This is a genomic window from Herminiimonas sp. CN (assembly GCF_000622895.1).
Classification (GTDB): domain Bacteria; phylum Pseudomonadota; class Gammaproteobacteria; order Burkholderiales; family Burkholderiaceae_D; genus AVCC01.
Window position 1 is genome coordinate 12,181 of record NZ_AVCC01000017.1, and the last position, 24,097, is coordinate 36,277.

Here is a 24,097-nt window from a genome sequence, read left to right on the forward strand (position 1 = left end):
TTATTTCTCAATATACCCATCGCATAATAGTTAACATAAGAAATCGCACAGACCCGCAGTGGCTGCGCTCCGGATTGCCATTTGAATATAAATGGTAATCCGAGGCCAAGAATTGAAACCATTGCAAATTGGAAATTCATTGAATATTACTTCTGCGAATAATGGTTTATTCACAGAAGTAATATTTCATTTAATCGCCATAACATTGCCATCAAAGTTTGACGCGATACGTAGTTGCACTTATAATTCCGTGGCTTTGGAAGGTCCGACCTTGCAAGCGATTGCGCCCAACCGTTTTACTGCCTCGGCATTGCGGCAAATGCAAAGTGTGAAGGCGGGATTGAGGTAAGTATGGCGCGCATCGTGATGTTGCAAATGGCAGCAACAGCCTTGGTCGCATTGGTTGCGGGTTTGCTGGCGGGTGCTGCAGCAGCTTTTTCCGCATTGTTGGGTGGCGTTTGTTGTGTGGTTCCCAATGCCTTGTTCGCGGTGCGCTTGTTCATGGCGGCACGCAGACCTGGCGGAACAGATCCGATGGCATTCTTTTTCGGTGAATTTATCAAGATTGCTTCAACGATGGCGCTGTTTGGCGTTGTCGTCTGGTTGTACCGTGATGTCAATTGGCCCGCTTTTGTAGGCGGCTTCATCGTGGTGCTTAAAAGTTACTTTATCCTACTATTTAGACATCGACCATGAGCGTAGCAGAACAAGCAGGGCATGCGCCTACCGCATCAGAATACATCGTTCACCATCTGGGTCACTTCTCCACACACCATCAGGACAAGATCGTTGACTTCTCGATCCTCAACATGGATACCATTTTCTGGTCCGTGTTTGCTGGCGTAGTTGGCAGTTTGTTCATGTATCTGGCAGCGCGTAAGGCGCATTCCGGCGTGCCGGGACGATTTCAGGCTTTTGTCGAAATGGTGGTCGAAATGGTCGACGATCAAGCCAAGGGCATCGTCCATGGTGACCGCACCTTCATTGCGCCGCTGGCCTTGACGGTATTCGTCTGGGTCGCGCTGATGAACTCGCTCGATTTCCTGCCGGTTGATCTGTTTGCCAGTTTGTTCAAATTGATTGGCCTCGATAGCGTCATTTCCCATCACCGGGTGGTTCCTACGGCCGATCTGAACGGCACTTTGGGCATTGCTCTGGGTGTGCTGGCATTGATGATTTTTTACAATGTGAAAATCAAGGGTCTGGGCGGTTTCATTCATGAGCTGTTTTCTGCGCCGTTCGGCATCTGGCTGGCACCGTTCAATCTATTGCTGAATCTAATCGAATTCGCAGCCAAAACCGTATCGCTGGGCATGCGGTTGTTCGGCAACATGTATGCGGGCGAATTGCTGTTCCTGTTGATTGCGCTGCTGGGTTCTATGGCGACCGTATTTGGTTTCGTCGGACATGTGATCGCCGGATCGATGTGGGCGATCTTCCATATCCTGATCGTTCTGCTGCAGGCTTTCATTTTCATGATGCTGACGTTGGTGTATATCGGTCAGGCGCATGAGGGGCACTAAGATTTTTGTAATGGGTAGTTTCGTTTTTTCGCTTTAAAATTTTGAATTAACTTTAACTTTGAAGGAATTGTCATGACTGACGTCGCTTTCGTTGCACTGGCTTGCGGTTTGATCATTGGTTTGGGTGCTATCGGCGCCTGTATCGGTATTGCCATCATGGGTGGTAAATATCTGGAAGCATCTGCTCGCCAACCTGAGCTGATGAATACCTTGCAAACTAAAATGTTCCTGCTGGCCGGTCTGATCGATGCTGCGTTCCTGATCGGTGTTGGTATCGCCATGTTGTTCGCTTTCGCAAATCCATTCGTTAAATAATCGACGTCCTTTTCCTGCCGACAGCGCCATGCTGTCGGAGAGAATCATTTAGATAAGGGATTAACCGTGAACATTAATGCAACATTGTTTGCTCAGTTCGTGGTTTTCTTCATCCTGTCGTTCTTCACGATGAAATTCGTGTGGCCGCCACTGATGAAAGCGCTCGATGAGCGCGCAAAGAAAATCGCGGACGGCTTGGCAGCCGCCGAGCGCGGCAAAGCTGAGATGCAAGCGGCAGAAAAGCATGCGCAAGTGGAGCTTTCCGCCGCGCGTGACGAAGGCCAAAAACGCATTTCCGAAGCTGAAAAACGCGCCCAACTGATCATCGAAGAAGCCAAGAAGATCGCCTCTGACGAAGCTGCACGGATTATCGCAGCGGCTAAGGCAGATGCCGATCAGCAAGCTACAAAAGCACGCGAAGAATTGCGCGGCCAGGTTGCGACCCTTGCGGTCCATGGCGCCGAGCAGATCCTCAAGCGCGAGGTAAATGCGTCAGCGCACGCTGATCTGTTGAATCAATTGAAAACCGAGCTGTAATCATGGCCGAACTCGCAACCATCGCTCGTCCTTATGCAGTGGCGCTGTTTCGCGTCGCGAAAGACGGCAACCTGTCGACCTGGTCGGAACTCGTTTCCGAGATGGCGCAAGTTGCTGCTCTCGCGGATGTGCAGGCTCTTGCGCACAACCCGAATGTGTCGGCAAAACAAATCGCCGCAACATTTTTGTCCGTGCTGAAATCTCCCGTCAACCAGGAAGCGACCAATTTTATCGGTGCATTGACCGATAACGGCCGCCTGACCCTGTTGCCGGAAATCGCAGCCCAGTTCCACGATCTCAAGAATGCCAATGATGGCACGGCTGATGTCGAAATCACCAGTGCATTTGAGATGACCGATGCCCAGGTGCAGGAATTGACCGCGACCCTGGAGAAGAAATTCGGCCGCAAGCTGCATCCGACTGTCACGGTGGATTCATCGTTGATCGGCGGCGTGCGGGTGATGGTCGGAGATGAAGTGCTGGACACCTCGGTACGCGCAAAGCTGCAGAAGATGCAAGTCGCCTTGACCGCCTGATCGCGGCTTGAGCCAGAGTGTAAGCAGCAAGAACATAATTAGGAGTTAGTATGCAACTCAACCCGTCTGAAATCAGCGAACTGATCAAGAGCCGCATTCAAGGGCTTGGCGACAGCGCTGAGATTCGCAATCAAGGTACGGTCATTTCCGTTAGCGACGGTATTTGCCGCATCCACGGTCTGTCCGATGCAATGCAAGGCGAGATGCTGGAATTCCCGGGCAATACCTTCGGCCTGGCGCTCAATCTCGAGCGCGACTCGGTAGGCTCAGTGATCCTGGGCGACTTCGAGCACATCTCCGAAGGTGATACGGTCAAGTGTACCGGCCGCATCCTGGAAGTGCCGATCGGTCCTGAACTCAAAGGCCGTGTGGTCAACGCACTCGGTCAACCGATCGACGGCAAGGGCCCGGTCAATGCCAAGCTTACTGCGCCGATCGAAAAGATCGCGCCTGGCGTTATCGCACGCCAATCGGTTTCCGAGCCGATGCAAACCGGCCTGAAGTCGATTGATTCGATGGTGCCGATCGGCCGCGGCCAGCGCGAACTGATCATCGGCGATCGCCAAACCGGTAAAACGGCAGTGGCAATTGATGCCATCATCAATCAAAAAGGCCAGGGCGTTACCTGCATCTACGTGGCGATTGGCCAAAAAGCCTCTTCGATCAAGAATATCGTGCGCTCGCTGGAAGAGCACGGCGCGATGGAATACACGATCGTGGTTGCTGCTTCCGCCTCCGAATCGGCTGCAATGCAATACGTGTCGGCTTACTCCGGTTGCGCGATGGGCGAATATTTCCGTGATCGCGGCGAAGATGCGCTGATCGTCTATGATGATTTGTCCAAACAGGCAGTGGCATACCGTCAGGTATCCTTGCTGTTGCGCCGTCCGCCAGGCCGTGAAGCGTATCCCGGCGACGTGTTCTACCTGCATTCCCGTTTGCTCGAGCGGGCAGCGCGCGTCAATACCGATTACGTCGAGAAGTTCACCAACGGCGCAGTCACCGGCAAAACCGGTTCGCTGACAGCCTTGCCGATCATCGAAACTCAGGCTGGCGACGTTTCCGCCTTCGTGCCGACCAACGTGATTTCGATTACCGACGGTCAGATCTTCCTGGAAACTTCGCTGTTCAACGCCGGTATCCGTCCTGCGATCAACGCCGGTATTTCGGTGTCCCGCGTTGGCGGTGCAGCGCAGACCAAGGTCATCAAGAATCTGTCCGGCGGTATCCGTACCGATCTGGCGCAGTATCGTGAGCTGGCTGCGTTTGCGCAGTTCGCATCCGACCTCGATGAAACCACGCGCAAGCAACTCGATCGCGGTGCACGCGTGACCGAGCTGTTGAAGCAAGCGCAGTATTCGCCGCAGCCGATTTCGCTGATGGCGGTGACTCTGTTTGCAGTCAACAAGGGCTACCTCGACGATATCGATGTCAAGAAGGTATTGTCATTCGAATCCGGCCTGCATAACTTCATGAAGACCAGCCATGCAGCGCTGCTCGCCAAGATTGAAGAAACCAAGCAACTCGACAAAGACGGCGAAGCTGCGCTGTCAGCCGCAGTTGCTGATTTCAAAAAATCCGGCGCGTACTGATCCTAACTGGAGCTGAATACTCATGGCCTCAGGTAAAGAGATACGTGGCAAGATCAAAAGCGTAGAGAATACGAAGAAGATCACCAAGGCGATGGAAATGGTCGCCGCTTCCAAAATGCGCAAAGCGCAGGATCGGATGCGGTCGGCCCGTCCCTACAGTGACAAGATTCGGAATATCGCAGCTAATTTGTCGCAAGCCAATCCGGAATACACGCACCCGTTCCTGGTCAAGACCAATGCCGCCCGCAAGGTCGGCTTTATCGTGGTCAGCACCGACAAGGGTTTGTGTGGCGGCCTGAACACCAACGTGCTGCGCGCGGTTACCACCAAGCTCAAGGAGTTTGAGGCGCAGGGTGTCGGTATCGAGGCCACGGCGATCGGCAACAAGGGTTTTGGCTTTCTCAACCGCATCGGCACCAAGGTGGTGTCGCACGCGGTGCAGCTCGGCGATACGCCGCATCTGGAAAAGCTGATCGGTCCGGTCAAGGTGCTGCTGGATGCATATCAGGACGGCAAGCTGGATGCGGTCTACCTGTGCTACACCAAGTTCATCAATACGATGAAGCAGGAGCCGACGATCGAACAATTGCTGCCGTTGGCGGCCGAAAAGCTCGAAGGCGACAAGGATACCCATTCGTGGGATTACATCTACGAGCCGGAAGCCAAGACGGTGATCGATGAATTGCTGGTGCGTTATGTCGAAGCGCTGATTTATCAGGCAGTGGCTGAAAACATCGCTTCCGAGCAATCGGCCCGGATGGTGGCGATGAAGTCGGCCAGCGACAACGCAGGTAATGTGATTGGCGAGCTGAAGTTGGTCTACAACAAGACCCGTCAGGCTGCAATTACCAAAGAACTCTCCGAGATCGTCGCCGGTGCGGCTGCGGTTTAATGGCGCGCAAGCGTGAAATGAATTTAACTATTTGAAGGAACGAAAATGGCTGATGGCAAAATCGTTCAGTGTATCGGCGCGGTGGTAGACGTAGAGTTTGCACGCAACGCGATGCCCAAGATTTATGACGCCCTGACTATGGAAGGCTCTGCGCTGACTCTGGAAGTGCAGCAGCAGCTTGGCGACGGCATCGTCCGTACCATTGCGCTGGGAACTTCCGACGGTCTGCGTCGCGGCATGATGGTGCAAAACACCGGCAAACCGATTACGGTACCGGTTGGCACTGCGACTCTGGGCCGCATTATGGACGTGCTGGGCAACCCGATCGACGAATGCGGTCCGGTGAGTCGTGAAAAGACGGCATCGATCCATCGCAAGGCACCTGCTTACGACGAATTGTCGCCGTCGCAGGACTTACTCGAAACCGGCATCAAGGTGATCGATCTGGTCTGTCCGTTTGCAAAAGGCGGTAAAGTCGGCCTGTTCGGCGGCGCCGGCGTGGGCAAGACCGTCAACATGATGGAACTGATCAACAACATCGCAAAAGCGCATAGCGGCCTGTCGGTGTTCGCCGGCGTCGGTGAGCGTACTCGCGAGGGTAACGACTTCTACCACGAGATGGCTGATGCCAAGGTGGTTGATCTGGAGCATCCAGAACAATCCAAAGTGGCAATGGTGTATGGTCAGATGAACGAACCGCCGGGCAACCGTCTGCGCGTGGCGTTGACGGGTTTGACGATTGCCGAAGGCTTCCGCGACGAAGGCAAGGACGTATTGTTTTTCGTCGATAACATCTATCGCTACACGCTGGCCGGTACTGAGGTATCCGCGCTGCTGGGTCGTATGCCTTCCGCCGTGGGTTATCAGCCGACACTGGCTGAAGAAATGGGCCGTCTGCAGGAGCGTATTACATCAACGAAAATTGGCTCGATCACCTCGATCCAGGCCGTGTATGTACCAGCCGATGACTTGACCGATCCGTCTCCGGCAACCACTTTTGCCCACTTGGATTCGACCGTGGTGCTGTCGCGCGACATCGCATCGCTGGGGATTTATCCGGCGGTCGATCCGCTCGATTCGACCTCGCGTCAGCTGTCGCCGCTGGTTGTTGGCCAAGAGCACTATGATACCGCCCGCGCAGTACAAGGCACCTTGCAGCGCTACAAGGAATTGCGCGACATTATCGCGATTCTGGGCATGGACGAACTGGCGCCGGAGGATAAGCAACTGGTGGCGCGTGCACGTAAGATGCAGCGTTTCCTGTCGCAGCCGTTCCACGTTGCCGAAGTGTTTACCGGCTCTCCAGGCAAGTATGTTTCGCTGAAAGACACGATCAAGGGCTTCAAGATGATTGCATCGGGCGAACTGGATCACCTGCCGGAACAAGCGTTCTACATGGTTGGCACAATCGAAGAAGCGATCGAAAAAGCGAAAAAGATGAACTAATCGCCTGGCAGTGCAGCCTCTGTGACGGAAGTAGCGTTGCAGGCCGCCTGCCATCTATCGGTCTTTGATGAATGAGAAGGTTCAAACATGGCACACACAATTCACGTTGACGTTGTTTCCGCCGAAGAGTTAATTTTCTCCGGCGAAGCAGAGTTCGTCGCGTTGCCGGGTGAGGCGGGTGAGTTGGGCATTTATCCCAAGCATACTCCGCTAATTACCCGCATCAAACCAGGTGCGGTGCGCATCAAGGTGGCTGACCGGGCAGAAGAGGAATTCGTCTTCGTGGCGGGCGGCATTCTGGAAGTGCAGCCCAACACGGTCACGGTACTGGCTGACACCGCGATTCGCGGCGCCGACCTGGATGAAGCCAAGGCAGCGGAAGCGAAGAAGCTGGCAGAAGAAGCATTGGTCAATCGGGAATCCAAGATTGACTATGCCAGAGCCCAGTCGGAACTCGCGACGGCGATTGCGCAGTTGGCCGCAATCCAGAAATTGCGTCAAAAACGCTAATCGTCACTGGTAGCGCTAGCAGTACAATGAAAGGCAGCCAAGGCTGCCTTTTGTTTTGTCCGCAAGGTTTTTTACATCAGGTTTGTACTGAACAGGAGCCGTCACCATGCATGCTTCCAAAAAGCCGGCAACAGAGGTCGATTTTCAACGTCTGTTTGCCCAGAATCGCACCATCGCGGTGGTCGGGCTGTCTGCCAAAACCTACCGCCCCAGCCATGAAGTGGCTCGCGCGATGCAGGCTTATGGCTACCGGATAATTCCGGTCAATCCGATGCTTGCGGGTACTTACCTACTGGATGAGTATTGTTATGCGACGCTGACAGAAGCTGCGGCCGCCCTGCAAGCAGAAGGAATCGGCATCGATATCGTCGACTGTTTCCGCAAATCGGCCGATATTGCCCCGATTGCGGACCAAGCCATCGCCATCGGCGCCCGCGTGCTGTGGCTGCAGATCGGCATCGTCGACGAGGCGGCAGCAGTCAAGGCGCGTGCCGCCGGCCTGCAAGTGGTGATGGATCGCTGCATCAAGGTCGATGCCGCAATTTACCCGCATCGGAGCTCGAAATGAACGTTTCCGAGTTGTTTCGTGCCAAGAAAAAACTGGACTTGCATGATGACGATGCCGCCAGCAAGCCGTTGATGCCGGCGGGGAAAAAGGATGACAAGGCCGAGGACAAGCTGCAAGTAGGCAAGCTGGCTGAACGTATCGCCGGCTATCAAGACGTGTTTTATGCGGCCCGGCAGCACAAATTGCTGGTGGTGCTGCAAGGAATGGATACCGCCGGCAAGGATGGCACGATACGCGGGGTGTTCGGGCAAATCGATCCGCTCGGAATCCGCAGCGTCGCATTCAAGGCGCCGACCCAGAACGAGCGCGAACACGATTACCTATGGCGAGTCCACCCGCAGGTGCCGGGGCAGGGCGAAATCGTGATTTTCAATCGCAGCCATTATGAGGATGTGCTGATTACCCGTGTGCACGGCTGGATTGACGAAAAGGAATGCCAACGCCGCTTTGCCCAGATCAGGGATTTTGAACGGATGCTGGTCGAGAATGGAACGGTGCTGCTGAAATTCTTTTTGCACATTTCGAAAGATGAGCAGAAGCAGCGGCTGCAGGCACGCATCGATGATCCTGAGAAACACTGGAAGTTCGATCCGCAGGACTTGGCGGAACGGAAATATTGGACCGAATACCAGCAAGCCTACCAGCAGGCGATCCAGGAAACCGACACCGATCATGCGCCCTGGTATGTGATCCCTGCCGACAGCAAAACGCATCGCAATCTGGCAATCGCCAGCATATTGGTGGAAGTGCTGGAAAAAATGCGGCTGGCCTATCCGCCGGGCAATCCGGACTATGCGAAGCTGCAGGTGGAGTGAAGCGGCTGCGCACTTTCTGGCGCCGCGCCAATCACCATTCCGAAGGCCCGCTGCCGAAAAAATTATATTTCCAGCAGCATTTCCCGCTCAGGCGCCGCAGTGCCGCCAACCACGTGTATTGCAGCTGAAGGGCGGCTGATATGGTAGCCTTGCGCGTAATCGATGCCCAGGGCGCTGACGGCCGCCAGAATTTCTGCGTCCTCGACAAACTCGGCGATGGTCTTGATTTTCAGTTCCTTGGCCAGGGTCACGATACTCTTGACGAAAGCCAGATAGACCTCGTCTTGCAACATGTTGCGGATGAATTCGCCTTCGATCTTGATGTAATCGACCGGGAAGCGCTTGATGTACTGGAACGATGAATAGCCGGAGCCGAAATCGTCGATTGCGAAGCTGAATCCCTGCAGCTTGACGTCGAGTACGAATTTTTCCAGCAGACTCAGGTTGCTGACGGTTTCGCGCTCGGTAATTTCAAATACGATGCGGTTCGGTGCGATGCCGAATTCCTTGGCAAGATGACTCACCCGCGCTACGAATTCGCCGACGATCAGCGCCTTCGGAGATAGGTTGACGAACAGCATGCCGGCATAGCCTTGTTCCCGGATCTGAATGAAAGCCTTCTCGATCAGTTGATAATCCATCTTATGGGCGATGCCCATGCTCTCGGCTTGCTCGATGAAGTCGTTGGCGGCCACGATCTGGTCGCCGAGCTGGATCCGCATCAGCAGCTCATGGATCACGATCTGGCCGCTGGCGGCGCTGCAAATGGGCTGGAAGTAAGGCACGATGTTGCCCTGGTCCAGCGCATTCTGGATCATGATGCTTTTCTCGCCGGCCTGCCGGAACACTTCCGCCATTTCATCCGCGCTCGGAATGGCGATTGCGTTCTTGCCGGCTTTCTTGGCTTTGTACATCATATTGTCGGCGACCAGGAACAGATCCTTCGGGTTGTCGCCGTGATTCGGACTGATCGCGATGCCGATCGAGGTGGTGGCCTTGATCTTGTAGCCATCCGGCGCTTCCATCGAGAAGCTCTCCAGCAGTTCGGTGATCCGTTGCGCGACCATGTGCGCTTGCGTGTCGGCCGCCTCCGGCAGGATGATGCAGAATTCATCGCCGCCGTAGCGCGCCAGCAAATCGCCATCCCTGACCGCGCTATGCAGTACCTTGGCGAAGGCCTGCAAGAATGCATCGCCGACATGATGGCCGAAACGGTCATTGATGGTCTTGAAGTTGTCCAGATCCAGCATCAGCACCGCAAACTGCTGCTTGTGCCGTTTTGCGCGGCCCACCTCGTAACCCAGCAATTCCCAGAACATGCGTTGGTTATACAGATCGGTCAACGGGTCGCGGGTCGCGTAGTGCTCCAGGTCCTTGGTGTATTTGTAGATCGCCTTGACCGATCCCACCAGATTGAGCAGCGTAGTCAGGATGCTGCCGATGACCATGTGGCGCACGTTATCCTGCGCCATCATCGATTGCACGCCGATGCCGACGATGCCGCCGATTCGCGGGGTTTCCAGCAGCAAGGTTTTGGTCTGCAGCTCGATGTCCTCGATGCTCAGCTCGGGCAGCGCGCCGCCCTCGTCGGCGATGTTGTGGACAATCTGCACCAGCGTCGCGCCATGAAAAAACGGGTGATCATGCAATTGCCTGCGCAGGATTTTCTCGAATAACTGGGTGGTTTTCCCAGACGGTGAATTACGCCAGAAAATCTCGCATTCATACGCTTCTTCTTCGACGCGGAAAATCGTTACCAGCGCGTAGGCATCGATGATCTGGTTGATATCGAGCAGCAGCGTTTTGATGAACTGGCGCCAGTCCCGCACCACGTTCGAAGTGATGATGAATTTCTCCAGCAGCCTGATCTCGAATTCGAGCACGCCCTTGTCGACTGCAACGCCCTTTATTTTCTCTACCAGCCGCGCGACATTGTCGAAGGTCTGGTTGAATTCCTCGAAACCGAAATCGACCTTGCTGATATCGAGCTGGTCGAAATCCTTGATGCTATTGAATGAATCGACCTTGCTGCGGAACAGGCCGAGCGAGCGATTGAGTTTTTTGGTCACGAAGGTGGTCAGTGCTGCAGCCACCAGCAGTACCAGCAGGCCCAGGATCAGGAACAGCGCGACATAATAGATGCGTACGGTGGCAGCGACTGTTTGCAACTTGTGCTGGATTGCGATGACGCCCAGTACGTCTCCGGTTTTTGCCTCGGCATGGCACCGCAGGCAGGCCGGTTGTGCGGCAACCGGGTACAGGTAGCGCAGATGGCTGCCGGTCTTCTGCACGGCCGGCTTGCCATCAGCCATCGCCTGCTGTGCGTCGGCGGGCAGCCGCGCTTGCTGCCACTGGCCGTAGCGGCCTGTCTCTGTCTTGCCGGGATAGACGTCGATCCGATCCAGCGTGCTGGAAAAGGCGCGGATGCTGTCGGCCGCCAGTTCGTCGATCTGCTGGCGCGAGCCGCCTTGGCGCAAGGCCTGGTAAATGGTATTGAAGTTTTGCTGCGCGATTTCGCTCGAAGTCTCCAGACTGCGCTGTTCCAGCAGTTTTTCATACAGCAAGGAAGAGGTCAGGGTCGCACCGAGAAAGACTAGCGCAGCGACACCGACAGTGGCAATAAATACAAATCCCCTGAGCGTCTTGAGTAAACCGAAAGTGTATTTGTACATACTGCGCATGTCCAGAGAGTCGGGCTAATAGTTGCAAAAATAAGCACGAACCACGGTTATCTCGTTTCTGCATCAAGCGCAGCTGCATGGCGCATGCTTGAGCCAGAAATGGAATCGCATGGATTGCGTGACCGGTACCGGGTTCATAAACCGGAATGCTGAGAATTTCTCAAGATAACTGTATAGAAAATTTCTTACAAAAAACTTATTTTACCGAAAGTTTGCGCTGCGCAGTAACTCAATGAACGGGAGCGTGGCGACAAAGGCGGTTCAAGGGCGCCGGCGCGCGCGGATCCCGGCAGGCGGTGCCGCAAGCGGTGTTGCATCAATTTATACTGGATAGTGTATTTATATCATGGCAGGCAATATGCGAATAAGAAGCATATTTATTGCAATACCCCGATAATCTCTGCTTTCGACGGAGTGTTTCGAAGGTGTTTGCGCGATTTCAAAGATGACTGATGCTTATCAATACACTGTTTGCCGCAGCAGGCAAAATCCGCGTAACCGTACCTCTGCGGGTTTGCCATGCGGAGTGGCGAAAAATCCTCCGTTTAACGGTGCTGAAGGAGAAAATGATGAATAACCGCCAAGAATTTATCCAAAAAATGAAAGCGCAACTGGATCAATGGAGCATTGAAATCGATAAGCTCTCGGTTCGGGCCGAGGCGGCACAGGAGGAAGCAAAACTCAAATATCAGGCGCAAATCGATGCGCTCAAGCAGCAGCGCGAAGCGGCCAAACTGAAGTTGCACGAGCTGCAGTCCTCCAGCGAGGATGCCTGGGATTCGGTGCGCGAAGGCATGGAGTCCGCTTGGGAGTCGATGACCAAGGCCATCAAGGATGCGATTTCGCATTTTAAGTAATGTCATTGCAAAGCCAGTTGCACGCTTTGCCGGAACATTCCTTGAGACAGGGGCGGTAAAGTGCGCACATTTCGCCACGGCAAGCACCCCGGCGCTTTAGCGGCGAAACTGGCTGGGCGGTGCCTGAATGCATCGATTTTACGGTTTCAGAGCAGGCACTTATGCACAATTCGCAGCACCAACGCCGGTGTTGCGCTACGGAATGCACAATTGGCTAAGTCCTTGATTGCAATTGATTAAAAGTATGCGCAAGCATCGCAACGCCGCACCGACTGGCGCCGGAGGCATCGGCAAGCAATTTTCCCGGCAGCATATCCACAAAGTTATCCACAGTCTTTGTGGATAAGCAAAAAAAACTTTATGAAACTGGCGTTTAGCTGCGCTTTTGAGAAATTGCTTGAAGTTGTTGCTTCATTGAAAAAATCATGGTTTTCTCCTGTGAGCATGTCATGCCGCTTCTTTGAGCGGGTTCCTGTCTTTGCTTCTTGCCTGGATCGATAGATGCCGGATTGTTCGACAGCGCGTCGTTATCGGCGATAATGTCGGATTGTTTTTGCTACCAGACGCATGCCATGACTCAATTCGCCCCGCTCCAGAATGACACCTTCCTGCGCGCACTGTTGCGTCAACCGACCGAATACACGCCGCTCTGGCTGATGCGCCAGGCCGGCCGTTATTTGCCGGAGTATCGTGCCACCCGCGCCCGCGCCGGCTCCTTCCTGGGCTTGGCGAAGAATCCGGATTACGCTACCGAAGTCACGTTGCAGCCGCTCGACCGTTATGCGCTGGATGCGGCGATCCTGTTTTCCGATATTCTGACGGTGCCGGATGCGATGGGGCTGGGCCTGTATTTCGTCGAAGGCGAGGGACCGAAGTTCGAGCGCCCGCTGCGCGATGAGAAAGAGGTGATGGCGCTGCAGGTGCCGGACCTGGGTTCGCTGCAATACGTGTTCGATGCGGTGACCCAAATCCGCACCGAACTGGGCGGCCGGGTGCCGCTGATCGGCTTCTCCGGCAGCCCGTGGACGCTGGCCTGCTACATGGTCGAAGGCGGCGGCTCGGACGATTTCCGGCGCGTCAAGGCGATGCTGTACGACCGCCCGGACCTGATGCACCACATCCTGAAGATCAACGCTGCCACCGTGGCCGGGTACCTGAACGCGCAGATCGATGCCGGCGCGCAGGCGGTGATGATGTTCGACACCTGGGGCGGCGCGCTGGCCGATGGCGTCTACCAGCAATTCTCGCTGTCGTACATGCGCGAAGTGATGCGCTTGCTGAAGCGCGACAAGGATGGCGTGCGCATTCCGGCCATCGTGTTTACCAAGGGCGGCGGCTTGTGGCTGGATCAGATCGCCGACATCGGCGCCGACGCGGTCGGGCTGGACTGGACCGTCAACCTGACCAAGGCGCGCGCGCTGGTCGGCGACAAGGTGGCGCTGCAAGGCAATCTCGATCCGAATGTGCTGTTCGCCAAGCCGGAACAGATCCGCGCCGAAGTGATCAAGGTGCTCGACGCGTTCGGCACGCCCTGCGCCGGCAACGGCCATGTGTTCAACCTCGGCCATGGCATTTCGCAATTCACGCCGCCGGAAGCGGTGACGGTGATGGTCGAAACCGTGCATGATTACAGCCGGCAACAAAGAGCCTGATTGCGCTTGCTGCGCCGGCCTGTTGCCGGCTGCGGCTTGCAGCTGCATATTGCCCGCAAGAGCGCATCCAGCCAGCGCTTCATGCCGGAAAACGGCTTCAGAACTGCTCACTTATGCACAAAAATAATAACGGTAGGCGGATTTCGCCTGATGCAATGAACGTCTGGAAGATGACTTTTCAAGTTATTGATTTTAAAGCGATTATTGCATATGCCCGGAGTCGGTTGCATGCTTTCACAAGGTTTCGCCGTGCTATTGCAGCAACTTGACAAATATCTGTCCACAAAGTTATCCACAGGCTGTGCGGGCAAGCAGAAAAACCGCTCGGCGGCAGCGGATCCCACCCGGATAGGCCTTATTTCGTGACAATCATCCGGGTTGCGCTCGACACCCCGCTCGACTTTTGCTTCGATTACCGCTGGGCGGCGACGGCTGGTGATGCTGCGCCGCCCCGGATCGGCCAACTGGCGCTGGTGCCGTTCGGCCGGCGCGAAGTGGTCGGGCTGATTGTCGCGGTGGATGTCGCGACCGAGGTGCCGGCCGACAAGCTCAAGGATGCGCTGGCGATCCGCAGCCAACTGGCACCTTTGTCCGAACAATGGCGCGCATTGTGTGCTTTTGCCGCCGATTACTACCAGCGCCCGCTGGGCGAGGTCGCGCTGCCCGGCCTGCCAAAAAACCTGCGCGCGCTGAAAACTACCGCGCTCGACCGCGCGCTGAAGAAGCTGGCGAAAACCGCTGCCGCGCATGACGCGACGCCGGCTGCGGCGCCGCTGCTCAATCCGGCGCAGCAAGCAGCGGCCGATGCGATTGCCGGGGCGCAGGGTTTCGCGCCGCATCTGCTGTATGGCGTCACCGGCAGCGGCAAAACCGAGGTCTATCTGCAGGCGGCGGCGCAGATCCTGACGCGCCATGACGATGCGCAAATCCTGATCCTGGTGCCGGAAATTAACCTCACGCCTCAGCTCGAAGGCAATATCCGCGTCCGTTTTCCCGCGGTTATGGTGGCCACCCTGCACAGCAGTCTGGCCGAAGGCGAGCGCATGACGCACTGGCTGGCCGCGCATCTGGGCCGCGCCCGCATCGTGCTCGGCACCCGGCTGGCAATCCTGGCCTCGCTGCCGCAGCTGAAACTGATCGTCATCGACGAAGAGCACGACCCGTCCTACAAACAGCAGGAAGGATTGCGTTATTCGGCGCGCGACCTGGCAGTGTGGCGTGCCCATCAGCTCGAAATTCCCATCGTGCTGGGCTCCGCCACACCGTCGCTGGAGAGCTGGCAGCATGCGCAAACCGGCCGCTACCGCAAGCTGGAACTGCGCGAGCGGGCGGTAGCGGCGGCTGTCCTGCCGGCCGTACATCTGATCGACATGGAGCGCAACAAGCCGCTCGATGGCCTGACGCCGATGCTGATTGCTGCACTGAAGCTGCGTTTGCAGCGCGGTGAGCAATCACTACTGTTCCTGAATCGGCGCGGCTATGCGCCGGTAATCGCCTGCGACGCCTGCGGCTGGATCAGCAATTGCAGCCGCTGTACTGCCTTCATGGTGCTGCACAAACCGGAACACCGGCTGCGCTGCCACCACTGCAGCCTGGAGCTGCGCATCCCGCGCTCGTGCCCGACTTGCGGCAACGTCGACCTGCAACCGCTGGGGCGCGGCACGCAGCGGGTGGAGGAGGGCTTGCAGGCGATTTTCCCCGAGGCCAGAATCACCCGCATCGACGCCGACTCGACCCGCAGGAAGGGCAGCGCGCAAGCCGCGTTCGATACCGTGCACCGGGGCGAGGTCGATATCCTGATCGGCACCCAGATGGTGGCTAAGGGGCATGACTTCAAAAATCTGACCCTGGTCGGCATCCTGAATCCCGACACCGCGCTGTTTTCGCAGGATTACCGCGCCAGTGAACGGCTGTTTGCGCAGCTGATGCAGGTCGCCGGCCGCGCCGGGCGCGCCGCGCAGAAGGAAGGCGGCAGCGCCAGCGAAGTGCTGATTCAGACCCGCTATCCGCAGCATCCGCTGTATGCGGCGGTGGTCAATCACGATTACGATCATTTCGCCACCGAATTGCTGGCAGAGCGGCAACAGGCGCACCTGCCGCCTTACCTGTATCAGGCACTGCTGCGGGCCGAAGCGCGCGAACTGGTAACCGCCATCGATTTCCTGACGCAGGCCGCAACTGCAGTGGAATTTCCCGGCGTCACCATCAACGACCCGATCCCGATGACGATGACGCGCGTGGCCAACGTCGATCGCGCCCAGTTGCTGATCGAATGCCCGTCGCGCCCGGCGCTGCAAGCCTTCCTCAAAGTCTGGCTGGCCGCGCTGCGCGCCATCAAGACCCGCGCCAAATGGTCGCTGGAAGTTGATCCGGTCGATATCTGAGCTTGCTTCTGCCAGCTTGGTTTGATAAATTACGCAGGGTATGTATTAAAACTATGCTTCTGTATATTAATTTATAAGCGGTAATTAAAAATACACTGGTATGTATATGTCTGCGTCGGGCATGCGAAACAAGGTGCCGGTCGGCACCCTGTTTCGCATGCATCCGGTCAGCTACAACCGGATTGCTACCGCCAACCGCATTGCCGCCTTAGAAGCGGTGGCGCATGCCGATTTGGAACGCTTTGCCGGAAACGCCGCCGGCGCTGGTGAACCCGCCGGATGCGCTGGCGGCACCCGGTGCGTATTGGGCGGCGTTGTCATTCTTGATATACGCCAACACGGTATAGACGTCGGTGCGCTTGGACAGGTTGTGGTCGTAGCCGATCGCGTATTGGGTGGCATCGTTGTTGAACGCAGTCTTGTCGTTCTGACGGCTGACCGAGCCCATGATGCGGCCATTGCCTACCATGTAATGCATGCCGACGCTGTAGCTGTCGGCATCGAGCTTGAAGTTTGTCTTCAAGGTGTCCACATAGGATTGGCGCAATGCCGCTTGCAACGCCGCTGGCTGTGCTGTCAGCGTAGGGGCAATGCCTGCATCCCAGGTCAGGCTGGTCAACAGCGGTACCACCACCGAGTTCTCGTTCTTCTGCTTCAGATAGCCACCGAAGAACTTGAACGGGCCGGTCTCGTACGAGCCGCCGATAACAGTCGAGATCAGGCCGCTATTGCCGTCTTGATCCTGGCCGTTGTTGTAGCCGGCGCCGACCTTGAAGCCGTTGGCCTTGTACATCACATTGGCACCATAGAAACGCTTGTCCAGGTCGATGTAGCCGGAATTCTTGAAGCCGTACATCAGTGCCGCGGAGATACCGTTCGGCAATTCAATCCGGTATTGCAGCGCCTTGGAGGAACGGATTGCAATCCCTGCCGTCAACAAGCCGCCGGAACCGCTGGTGATGCCGCCCCAGCTGCCGGCGGTGCCGGTTTCAAACGTGTCGGCTCCAGCGAGTACTTCATAACCCGGCGTGTACATGCGCCCGGCCAACACCGCGCCGACCGGCGTGATCATGCCGACCATCGAAGTCCGGTCGAACAGCGCGCCGTTAAAGTTGACAATCTTTATTGCACCCGCTTGTCTCAGAGCTGCTTGCGAGCCGGCCAGAAGCGCTGCTCCCGGTGCTGCAACGGCAGCAGCGGTACGATTGGCGACGTCGGCAATGCCGGCGGGACTGGCGACATACGCGGCACCGATTGCGGCGGCTTGGGCCGCGGTGGCACCGCCAGCTTGCGCTTGCGCTGCCACCGCGGCTGCAACGCCGGCTCTTACTGCAGGCAGATTGGCAGCCGTCAAGACGGGAATGAAATTCATGCCGCGCGGCAGCGCAAACCCTTCGTTGTCGCTGATATTGCCGGCCTGATTGGTGCCGTTGTCGAGTTCCACCCGCGCTTCAAGGTTGAATAGCGCCTTATAACCGCCGCCCATATCTTCGGTACCCTTGAAGCCCAGGCGCGAACCGTCGGCGATGCCGCTGACCAGTTTGGTCTTGGTTCCTTCGCCGTTGCTCGATACGTGAATGCCGGCGTCCGCGAGGCCGTAGATGGTGATGCTCGATTGCGCCAATGCCGGCGCGGCAAAGCAGGCGGCAACCAGACCTGCGAGTAATTTTGTTGTCATTTTATGTTGTCTCCTGTTGGGGGGGGTGCAAAAGAACGGTCGTTCTATTAATCTTTGATTAATATGCCAGCAATCGGTGGGTTTGCATAGATGTCGTCAATTGATTATCGGCAATATCGACATGGTGTTGCATGAAAAATACAGTTTTTGACGTGCATAAATGCTTGGCGAGACCATAAACCCGCAGCGCTGGAATTCTGTCATTCCATGACGTGAATCAACCGGGGGACTTTCAGCTGTGGTGTGATCACAAAACAGCATCAGATCTGATGCTGAAGCCGGGATTTGCACTGAACCACAACATCGGGCAACAAGCTTATTCAGCGAGGGCGGCATGCTTCTTAAGCAACGTGCAAAAGCGTTTGACTTCCTGTTCGATGCGGTGGTGGTGGTGGGCATGGACGGCAACGTGCTCGACTGGAACGTCGGGGCGGAAAAGCTGTATGGCTGGTCGCGCCGGGAGATCGTCGGCAAGCCGGCCAGTACGCTGTATCTGCCGGAAGACGTGGCCAGCTTCAAGCAGGATGTGATGGAAGCGGTGCTGCTGCAGGGCCACTGGACCGGCGAGGTGCGATTGCGGCGCAAGGACGGGCGCATCGGGTATGCCGAATCGGCGGTGGTGCCGCTGGAGGATCGCAAGCACAACATCGTCGGCGTCATCAGCATCAATCGCGATATCACCGCGCGCATCGATTCCGAGCGGCGCCTGAAATACCTGGCTTTCAATGATCCGCTGACCGGGGTCGGCAATCGCGAGCTGGCGCTGGAGCGGCTCAAGCACGCGATGCTGCAGGTGCCGCGGCGCGGCACCCATCTGGCGCTGATCTTTGTCGATCTGGATAATTTCAAGGAAGTCAACGACGTATTCGGCCACGCCGCCGGCGACGCGGTGTTGTGCGAGGTGGCCAGCCGCCTGAAGGAGACCTTGCGCGCCGCCGATACCGTGGCCCGTCTCGGTGGCGATGAATTCCTGCTGATTGCGGAGGACCTGTGCGGTCGCGAGGAAGCGCAGGAAGCCATCGAGCGCATTACGCAGGCGCTGTTGCGGCCGCATCTGATCAACGGCATGGACCTGATCGTCGATGCCAGCATCGGCCTGGCGCTATTTCCAGACGACGCCGGCGACGCCGGCGCGCTGATGCACTTTGCCGACGAAGCGATGTACCGCACCAAGCGGGCCCACCACAAGACCGGCCTTTAAGGCCAGCAGGCTTGATGCACCATCCAGATGGCGGCGAAACCAGGCCGCCACGGCCGGCAGCGGCATTTCCTGCCGCGTTGTTACAATCGATCCCTGGCGCGGCGGCGATTTCCGCCCGCGCCAAACACGTAGGAACGGAAGGCGTGTGCATTACGTGCTGTTCCTGGCCTTCATCGTTGCCATGCAGATCACAACATGGGAGCCAACCGGCGGCGCGCCAGCATGCCAGTGCGTCCGCTGGAGCCGGGCTCCTGATGCCCTTCTGTTCTTTTTAAAAGGAAACCTTGATGTTTGAAAAAAACCTGTTTGAAACTATCCACTTCCAGAAACTGGTATCGAGCTACGTCATTCCATGGAGCATCAATATCCTGTTTGCGCTGGCGATTTTTTTCATCGGCCGCATGCTGGCCAGAGTCCTGGTGCGGCTGCTGGGCAAGTTGCTGCACAAATCCGGCACCGATCTGATGCTGGTCGAGTTTTTCAAGGCGATTGCGAATGCGGCATTGCTGCTGCTGGTCATCGTCGCCGCGCTGGATCGGCTGGGCGTCAACACCACCTCGCTGGTGGCGATGCTGGGCGCTGCCGGCCTCGCCGTCGGGCTGGCGCTGCAGGGCTCGCTGCAGAATTTTGCCGCCGGCGTGATGCTGCTGCTGTTTCGCCCGTTCAAGGCCGGCGACTACGTGGAGGCGGCCGATTGTGCCGGCGTGATCGAGAGCATCGGCATCTTCACCACCACCTTGCGCAGCGCCGACAACAAGGAAATCATCATTCCCAACGGTTCGATCTACAAGGGCAACATCATCAATTATTCGGCGCGCAGCACGCGCCGCGTCGACCTCAGCATCGGGGTCGGCTACCAGGACGATCTGCGCAAGGTCAAGCAGGTGCTGACCGACACCATCCAGGCCGACGCGCGCGTGCTGAAGGATCCCGAACTACTGGTCGCGGTCGACGAACTGGCCGCCAGCAGCGTGCGGCTGGTGGCGCGCGCCTGGGTCAGATCGGACGATTACTGGCCGGTCAAGTTTGCGCTGACCGAAAACATCAAGCTGGCTTTCGACGCCAACGGCATCAGCCTGCCCTATCCGCAAATGGCGATTCATCTGGATAAGAATGCGCTTGGCTGAAGTTGCCGTACCGCGCGCGGGTTTGCCGTCATTTTCGCCATATCAATGGAGTATGCATAAAAATGCAATGATACAGCATATAAAACATGCGATTTTTAAATATACAGATATATGTATATATTGGCGTCAGGGGTTCGGCCGAACCAGTGCGCCTTGTGCGGCCAGTTCCCGGATCAGCGCGACGGTGTCGGTGTCGGCAGCGTGATAGGTCGCGCGACGGTATTCGTTGTACATTTCATTGGCGGCGTCGGTGGCGGCGTCACAGCCGTCGTCATATTCGAAGCGCACCGACAATGCGCCGGGCTGCGCTTCCTCGATGCGCATCACCAGGCTGGATGCGGCAATCTCGCCTTGCGCCGGCACCTCGAAGCGCACCTGCTGCAACGCATCAAAAATGACGCGGTCGCGGATCACCAGGTTGCCGTAATGCAGTGCGCGCGCCACCGTGGTGTCGGTCGGATCGGACAGGAAGCACTGGTCCAGCTGCGGCATGAACAGCTGTGGCGCTTCCGCCCGCAACACCAGGCCCAGCCATAATTGCTGGCGTGTCAGCGGCGCGAGGTGCGGATTGTGCGGATCATTGATTTCGATGCTGTGGCTAAATTTCATCAGAGTTTCAGGCAAAAGACGGCGAGCCGGCGCGGCCGCAATAGCAGTATGGTAAATCAGTCCCGGCATTTCGGCTTGGAAGCGGTGGCCCGGATGCGCGGCATCAAGCATGCGCGGCCCCCCTCAATGGTAAGGTGGCTGCGCATCCAATGGCGCGATCCCGATTTAAAACTCTTCCCAGTCGTCATCCGTGTCCGCTGCCGGTTTGGCCAGCGCGACTGCGTCTGACTTGGCTGGCGGATTGGCCCGCCGGGTCGCCGCCGGCCGGCCAGCGGCCAGTGCGGCAGTTTGCCGGATGGTCCTGGCGGGACCGGCGGCCGGCAGGTCGGCCAGCTTGAACACGCTGACCACCTGCGCCAGCTGGGTCGCCTGATCCTGCAGCGATTGTGAGGCCGCCGCTGCCTGTTCCACCAGCGCCGCATTCTGCTGGGTGGCGTCGTCCATCTGGGAAACCGCCTGATTGACCTGGGCAATGCCCTGGCTTTGCTCGTGGCTGGCGGCGGTGATCTCGCTCATGATGTCGGCCACGCGTCTGACGCTGGCGACGATCTCATCCATGGTGGCGCCGGCCTGTCCGACCAGCTTGCTGCCGGCATCGACCTTGCTGACCGAATCGCCGATCAGGGCCTTGATTTCCTTCGCGGCACTGGCTGAGCGCTGCGCCAGATTGCGCACCTCGGTGGCGACCACGGCAAAGCCGCGCCCCTGTTCGCCGGCCCGGGCCGCCTCCACCGCCGCGTTCAGTGCCAGGATGTTGGTCTGGAACGCGATGCCGTCGATGACGCCGATGATGTCGTTGATCTTGCCGGATGAGGCATTGATGTCGTGCATGGTATCGACCACCTGCGCCACCACTGCGCCGCCTTTGGCTGCAACGTCCGAGGCCGAGGCCGCCAGCTGGTTGGCCTGGCGCGCATTGTCGGCATTTTGCCTGACGGTCGAGGTCAGTTCTTCCATCGAGGCGGCGGTTTCTTCCAGCGAACTGGCTTGGGCTTCGGTGCGCGAGGACAGGTCCATGTTGCCGGCGGCGATCTGGCCGGAGGCGGTGGCGATGGTGTCGGTGCCGCTGCGCACCTGGCCGACGGTTTTGACCAGATTGGCGTTCATGTCCTGCATGGCCTGCATCAGCGCGCCGGTTTCATTCGTCGATGTGACTTCAATCCGGCTGGTCAGGTCGCCGGCGGCAACCGTCTGGGCCACCCTGAGCGCTTCGCTCAAGGGGTGGGTGATGCTGCGGGTAGTCAGAATTGCTGCCAACACGCTGATGATGCCGGCGCTCAGCGTCAGCACAAATATCCACAATTCTGCGCTTTCGGCTTGCCGGATCGATTGCTTGCCGGCCTGCGCCATCAGGCTGTCCTGGAAGTGCAGGAAGGCTTCAAGTTCTGCCGCGTATTTTGTTTCCATCGGACGCACTTCGGCCAGCAGGAATGCGGCCGCTTCGTCTCTTTTTCCAGCGCTGGCAAGCTCGATGAAATGGGTTTTCAGCAGCAGGTATTGCTGCCGGAACCCGGTCAGCGTCTTGATGAACTCCCGGCTTTTTTCCAGCGTGACCATGGTGTCGAGCTTGTCGAACGCAAGGCCGGCGGCTTTGCCGCTGTCGTTGACGCCGGCAAGTTCTTTCCTGACCAGCTCCGGGTCCGTCATCAGCAGCGCATTGCGCATGTGGCGCGCCTGGGCATTGATTTCATGGATGATCTGATTGGCCAGTACCGTCATCGGGTAACGGTTATCGGCTGTCAGCACGATGTCGTTTTTAAGGCTTTCAACCCGGTTCCAGCTGAGCATCGACAACACGACCAATAGCGCAATCACGCCGCCAAAAGAAAGGGCCAGCCGTTGGCCGATCTTCATATTTTTGAAATGCATTTCAGATATCCTTATATTGGTTTTTTGGCAATTATATTGGCTGCAGCATTGCTCTTGGTGCAGTCGAACCGCTGCCAAATTAGTGTCAAGTCAGAAATGTTCTGATGGTTCCTTGAAATCCGGATCAGATCAGGCGCGCCGCCTCCTGCGCGGCCACGCGGCCTTCGTCGGTCGGCACCACCCACACCTGGACCCGGCTGTCGGGCTGGTGAATGGCGACTACCTGGTCGCCGATAGCCTGGCGGTTCAGCGCTGGGTCCAGCGCCACCCCCATCCAGGCCAGCCGCTCGCATACCTGGGCGCGGAGCATCACATCATGCTCGCCGATGCCGCCGCTAAAGGCCAGCACGTCCAGTCCGCCCATGCAGGCCACCAGCGCACCGGATTCGCGCACTACCCGATAGGTAAACAGGTCGATGGCCCGTTGCGCTACTGCGCTGCCGTCGGCGCGCAAGCGGCGCATGTCGGCCGAGATGCCGGACACGCCCAGCAGGCCGCTTTGCTTGTACAGCAGCGTTTGCAGCTGGGCATGATCCCAATTCTGCTCCAGCAGGTACAGCAGCACCCCGGCGTCCAAAGAGCCGCTGCGGGTGCCCATCATCAGGCCGTCCAGTGCGGAAAATCCCATGGTGGTGGCGCAGCTGCGCCCTTCGCGCGCGGCGCACAGGCTGGCGCCATTGCCCAAGTGCGCCATCAGTACGCGGCCGTTGGCCTGGGCGCTGCACTGTTGCAGGACACCCATGATGTACTGGTAAGACAGGCCATGAAAGCCATACCGGCGCACGCCCTGCCCGGCCAGCGACTGCGGCAGCGCGAAGCTGTAATCCACTTCGCTCAGGGTAGCGTGGAAGGCGGTGTCAAAGCACGCCACTTGCGGCGTGGCCGGAAATGCCTTTTGAAAGGCCCGGATGCCCTGCAGGTTGTGCGGCTGGTGCAGCGGCGCCAGCGAATTGAGCCGGGCCAGCCGGCTCAGTACCTCCTCGGTGACCAGTACGCTGGCAGAGAAATCCTGTCCGCCGTGCACCACGCGGTGGGCAATCGCTTGAATCGCAGGAGCATTGACTTCGCCGGCCAGCAGCTGGTTCAGGCTATGCAGGGCCTGATCAAATGGATCGCCTGCAGTGGCCGGCAGTTGGCGGGTTTGCTGCTGACCCTGAAAGCTCCAGCCCAACACCGGAGCACCATTGGGCTCGAGCCCCTGGATGCTGCCGGTGAGCACACTCGGCTGCACCTGCTGCCCCTGCAGCGGGTGAATCGAAAATTTCAGCGTCGAAGAGCCCGCATTGACGGCAAGAATGGCCATGA

The 24,097-nt window shown here is 57.6% G+C and carries 21 protein-coding genes; 16 read left to right on the forward strand and 5 right to left on the reverse strand.

Annotated features, from left to right (window positions below):
- Nucleotides 1–351: 351 nt before the first annotated feature.
- The 11 genes from HMCN_RS0105795 (at nt 352) to HMCN_RS0105845 (ending at nt 8,734) form a co-directional block, all read left to right on the forward strand.
- Nucleotides 352–696 carry an ATP synthase subunit I gene (locus HMCN_RS0105795; RefSeq protein ID WP_025916489.1) on the forward strand — a complete coding sequence of 115 codons (345 nt, stop codon included), beginning with the start codon at nt 352–354 and terminating at the stop codon, nt 694–696.
- On the forward strand, nt 693–1,523 hold the full coding sequence (gene atpB / locus HMCN_RS0105800; protein ID WP_025916490.1) for a F0F1 ATP synthase subunit A: 831 nt from the start codon (nt 693–695) through the stop codon (nt 1,521–1,523). Before HMCN_RS0105795 ends, atpB begins: the two co-directional genes overlap by 4 nt.
- Nucleotides 1,524–1,595: 72 nt before the next feature.
- Nucleotides 1,596–1,838: a F0F1 ATP synthase subunit C gene (atpE, locus tag HMCN_RS0105805; RefSeq protein ID WP_025916491.1), complete on the forward strand. Its 243-nt coding sequence runs from the start codon at nt 1,596–1,598 to the stop codon at nt 1,836–1,838.
- A 66-nt stretch (nt 1,839–1,904) separates the two neighbouring features.
- Nucleotides 1,905–2,375, forward strand: a complete 471-nt coding sequence (locus HMCN_RS0105810) for a F0F1 ATP synthase subunit B (protein WP_025916492.1) — start codon at nt 1,905–1,907, stop codon at nt 2,373–2,375.
- A 2-nt stretch (nt 2,376–2,377) separates the two neighbouring features.
- A complete protein-coding gene (locus tag HMCN_RS0105815) occupies nt 2,378–2,911 on the forward strand; it encodes a F0F1 ATP synthase subunit delta (RefSeq protein WP_025916493.1) in 534 nt (177 codons plus the stop codon).
- Between the two features lie 50 nt (nt 2,912–2,961).
- Nucleotides 2,962–4,503 carry a F0F1 ATP synthase subunit alpha gene (atpA, locus tag HMCN_RS0105820; protein ID WP_025916494.1) on the forward strand — a complete coding sequence of 514 codons (1,542 nt, stop codon included), beginning with the start codon at nt 2,962–2,964 and terminating at the stop codon, nt 4,501–4,503.
- Nucleotides 4,504–4,525: 22 nt separating this feature from the next.
- On the forward strand, nt 4,526–5,395 hold the full coding sequence (gene atpG, locus HMCN_RS0105825; RefSeq protein WP_025916495.1) for a F0F1 ATP synthase subunit gamma: 870 nt from the start codon (nt 4,526–4,528) through the stop codon (nt 5,393–5,395).
- A gap of 45 nt (nt 5,396–5,440) precedes the next feature.
- Nucleotides 5,441–6,841, forward strand: a complete 1,401-nt coding sequence (gene atpD / locus HMCN_RS0105830; protein ID WP_025916496.1) for a F0F1 ATP synthase subunit beta — start codon at nt 5,441–5,443, stop codon at nt 6,839–6,841.
- A gap of 87 nt (nt 6,842–6,928) precedes the next feature.
- The gene (locus HMCN_RS0105835; protein WP_025916497.1) at nt 6,929–7,351 is read left to right on the forward strand and encodes a F0F1 ATP synthase subunit epsilon; all 423 of its coding nucleotides are present in this window, start codon (nt 6,929–6,931) and stop codon (nt 7,349–7,351) included.
- Nucleotides 7,352–7,457: 106 nt separating this feature from the next.
- Nucleotides 7,458–7,919, forward strand: coding sequence for a CoA-binding protein (locus HMCN_RS0105840; protein WP_025916498.1), 462 nt, complete (start codon nt 7,458–7,460; stop codon nt 7,917–7,919).
- On the forward strand, nt 7,916–8,734 hold the full coding sequence (locus tag HMCN_RS0105845; protein ID WP_025916499.1) for a PPK2 family polyphosphate kinase: 819 nt from the start codon (nt 7,916–7,918) through the stop codon (nt 8,732–8,734). Before HMCN_RS0105840 ends, HMCN_RS0105845 begins: the two co-directional genes overlap by 4 nt.
- Nucleotides 8,735–8,796: 62 nt before the next feature.
- Here the strand turns inward: HMCN_RS0105845 and HMCN_RS0105850 are convergent, their stop codons facing one another.
- On the reverse strand, nt 8,797–11,406 hold the full coding sequence (locus HMCN_RS0105850) for a bifunctional diguanylate cyclase/phosphodiesterase (RefSeq protein ID WP_202962649.1): 2,610 nt from the start codon (nt 11,404–11,406) through the stop codon (nt 8,797–8,799).
- A 578-nt stretch (nt 11,407–11,984) separates the two neighbouring features.
- Between HMCN_RS0105850 and HMCN_RS0105855 the strand changes: the two genes are divergently transcribed.
- The 3 genes from HMCN_RS0105855 to HMCN_RS0105870 all read left to right on the forward strand — a co-directional run bounded on the left by HMCN_RS0105855 (nt 11,985) and on the right by HMCN_RS0105870 (nt 16,308).
- Complete coding sequence (locus HMCN_RS0105855) at nt 11,985–12,272, forward strand: hypothetical protein (RefSeq protein ID WP_025916501.1); 288 nt, start codon at nt 11,985–11,987, stop codon at nt 12,270–12,272.
- 572 nt (nt 12,273–12,844) lie between these two features.
- Nucleotides 12,845–13,924: a uroporphyrinogen decarboxylase gene (gene hemE / locus HMCN_RS0105860; protein ID WP_025916502.1), complete on the forward strand. Its 1,080-nt coding sequence runs from the start codon at nt 12,845–12,847 to the stop codon at nt 13,922–13,924.
- Between the two features lie 362 nt (nt 13,925–14,286).
- The gene (locus HMCN_RS0105870) at nt 14,287–16,308 is read left to right on the forward strand and encodes a primosomal protein N' (protein ID WP_025916503.1); all 2,022 of its coding nucleotides are present in this window, start codon (nt 14,287–14,289) and stop codon (nt 16,306–16,308) included.
- Between the two features lie 208 nt (nt 16,309–16,516).
- On the opposite strand, the gene HMCN_RS0105875 is transcribed toward HMCN_RS0105870, so the two are convergent.
- Complete coding sequence (locus HMCN_RS0105875) at nt 16,517–17,986, reverse strand: porin (RefSeq protein ID WP_025916504.1); 1,470 nt, start codon at nt 17,984–17,986, stop codon at nt 16,517–16,519.
- 334 nt (nt 17,987–18,320) lie between these two features.
- On the opposite strand from HMCN_RS0105875, the gene HMCN_RS0105880 reads away from it, so the two are divergent.
- Nucleotides 18,321–19,187, forward strand: a complete 867-nt coding sequence (locus tag HMCN_RS0105880) for a GGDEF domain-containing protein (RefSeq protein ID WP_025916505.1) — start codon at nt 18,321–18,323, stop codon at nt 19,185–19,187.
- Between the two features lie 287 nt (nt 19,188–19,474).
- Entirely contained in the window at nt 19,475–20,314 is an 840-nt protein-coding gene (locus tag HMCN_RS0105885; protein WP_025916506.1) for a mechanosensitive ion channel family protein, read from the forward strand.
- A gap of 126 nt (nt 20,315–20,440) precedes the next feature.
- Here HMCN_RS0105885 and HMCN_RS0105890 read toward each other — a convergent pair whose 3' ends face one another.
- The 3 genes from HMCN_RS0105890 to HMCN_RS0105900 form a co-directional block, all read right to left on the reverse strand.
- Nucleotides 20,441–20,923, reverse strand: coding sequence for an AtaL-like protein (locus HMCN_RS0105890; protein WP_025916507.1), 483 nt, complete (start codon nt 20,921–20,923; stop codon nt 20,441–20,443).
- A 165-nt stretch (nt 20,924–21,088) separates the two neighbouring features.
- Nucleotides 21,089–22,792, reverse strand: a complete 1,704-nt coding sequence (locus HMCN_RS0105895; protein WP_025916508.1) for a methyl-accepting chemotaxis protein — start codon at nt 22,790–22,792, stop codon at nt 21,089–21,091.
- Nucleotides 22,793–22,916: 124 nt separating this feature from the next.
- Entirely contained in the window at nt 22,917–24,095 is a 1,179-nt protein-coding gene (locus HMCN_RS0105900; protein ID WP_025916509.1) for an acetate/propionate family kinase, read from the reverse strand.
- Nucleotides 24,096–24,097 lie beyond the last annotated feature (2 nt).

What these genes read in the sequence shown, in the direction of transcription:
- HMCN_RS0105795 (WP_025916489.1), top strand. Translation starts at nt 352, where the DNA reads ATGGCGCGCATCGTGATGTTGCAAATGGCAGCAACAGCCTTGGTCGCA.
- atpB (WP_025916490.1), top strand. Translation starts at nt 693, where the DNA reads ATGAGCGTAGCAGAACAAGCAGGGCATGCGCCTACCGCATCAGAATAC.
- atpE (WP_025916491.1), top strand. Translation starts at nt 1,596, where the DNA reads ATGACTGACGTCGCTTTCGTTGCACTGGCTTGCGGTTTGATCATTGGT.
- HMCN_RS0105815 (WP_025916493.1), top strand. Translation starts at nt 2,378, where the DNA reads ATGGCCGAACTCGCAACCATCGCTCGTCCTTATGCAGTGGCGCTGTTT.
- atpA (WP_025916494.1), top strand. Translation starts at nt 2,962, where the DNA reads ATGCAACTCAACCCGTCTGAAATCAGCGAACTGATCAAGAGCCGCATT.
- atpG (WP_025916495.1), top strand. Translation starts at nt 4,526, where the DNA reads ATGGCCTCAGGTAAAGAGATACGTGGCAAGATCAAAAGCGTAGAGAAT.
- atpD (WP_025916496.1), top strand. Translation starts at nt 5,441, where the DNA reads ATGGCTGATGGCAAAATCGTTCAGTGTATCGGCGCGGTGGTAGACGTA.
- HMCN_RS0105835 (WP_025916497.1), top strand. Translation starts at nt 6,929, where the DNA reads ATGGCACACACAATTCACGTTGACGTTGTTTCCGCCGAAGAGTTAATT.
- HMCN_RS0105840 (WP_025916498.1), top strand. Translation starts at nt 7,458, where the DNA reads ATGCATGCTTCCAAAAAGCCGGCAACAGAGGTCGATTTTCAACGTCTG.
- HMCN_RS0105845 (WP_025916499.1), top strand. Translation starts at nt 7,916, where the DNA reads ATGAACGTTTCCGAGTTGTTTCGTGCCAAGAAAAAACTGGACTTGCAT.
- HMCN_RS0105850 (WP_202962649.1), bottom strand. Translation starts at nt 11,406, where the DNA reads ATGTACAAATACACTTTCGGTTTACTCAAGACGCTCAGGGGATTTGTA.
- HMCN_RS0105855 (WP_025916501.1), top strand. Translation starts at nt 11,985, where the DNA reads ATGAATAACCGCCAAGAATTTATCCAAAAAATGAAAGCGCAACTGGAT.
- hemE (WP_025916502.1), top strand. Translation starts at nt 12,845, where the DNA reads ATGACTCAATTCGCCCCGCTCCAGAATGACACCTTCCTGCGCGCACTG.
- HMCN_RS0105875 (WP_025916504.1), bottom strand. Translation starts at nt 17,986, where the DNA reads ATGACAACAAAATTACTCGCAGGTCTGGTTGCCGCCTGCTTTGCCGCG.
- HMCN_RS0105880 (WP_025916505.1), top strand. Translation starts at nt 18,321, where the DNA reads ATGCTTCTTAAGCAACGTGCAAAAGCGTTTGACTTCCTGTTCGATGCG.
- HMCN_RS0105885 (WP_025916506.1), top strand. Translation starts at nt 19,475, where the DNA reads ATGTTTGAAAAAAACCTGTTTGAAACTATCCACTTCCAGAAACTGGTA.
- HMCN_RS0105890 (WP_025916507.1), bottom strand. Translation starts at nt 20,923, where the DNA reads ATGAAATTTAGCCACAGCATCGAAATCAATGATCCGCACAATCCGCAC.
- HMCN_RS0105895 (WP_025916508.1), bottom strand. Translation starts at nt 22,792, where the DNA reads ATGCATTTCAAAAATATGAAGATCGGCCAACGGCTGGCCCTTTCTTTT.
- HMCN_RS0105900 (WP_025916509.1), bottom strand. Translation starts at nt 24,095, where the DNA reads ATGGCCATTCTTGCCGTCAATGCGGGCTCTTCGACGCTGAAATTTTCG.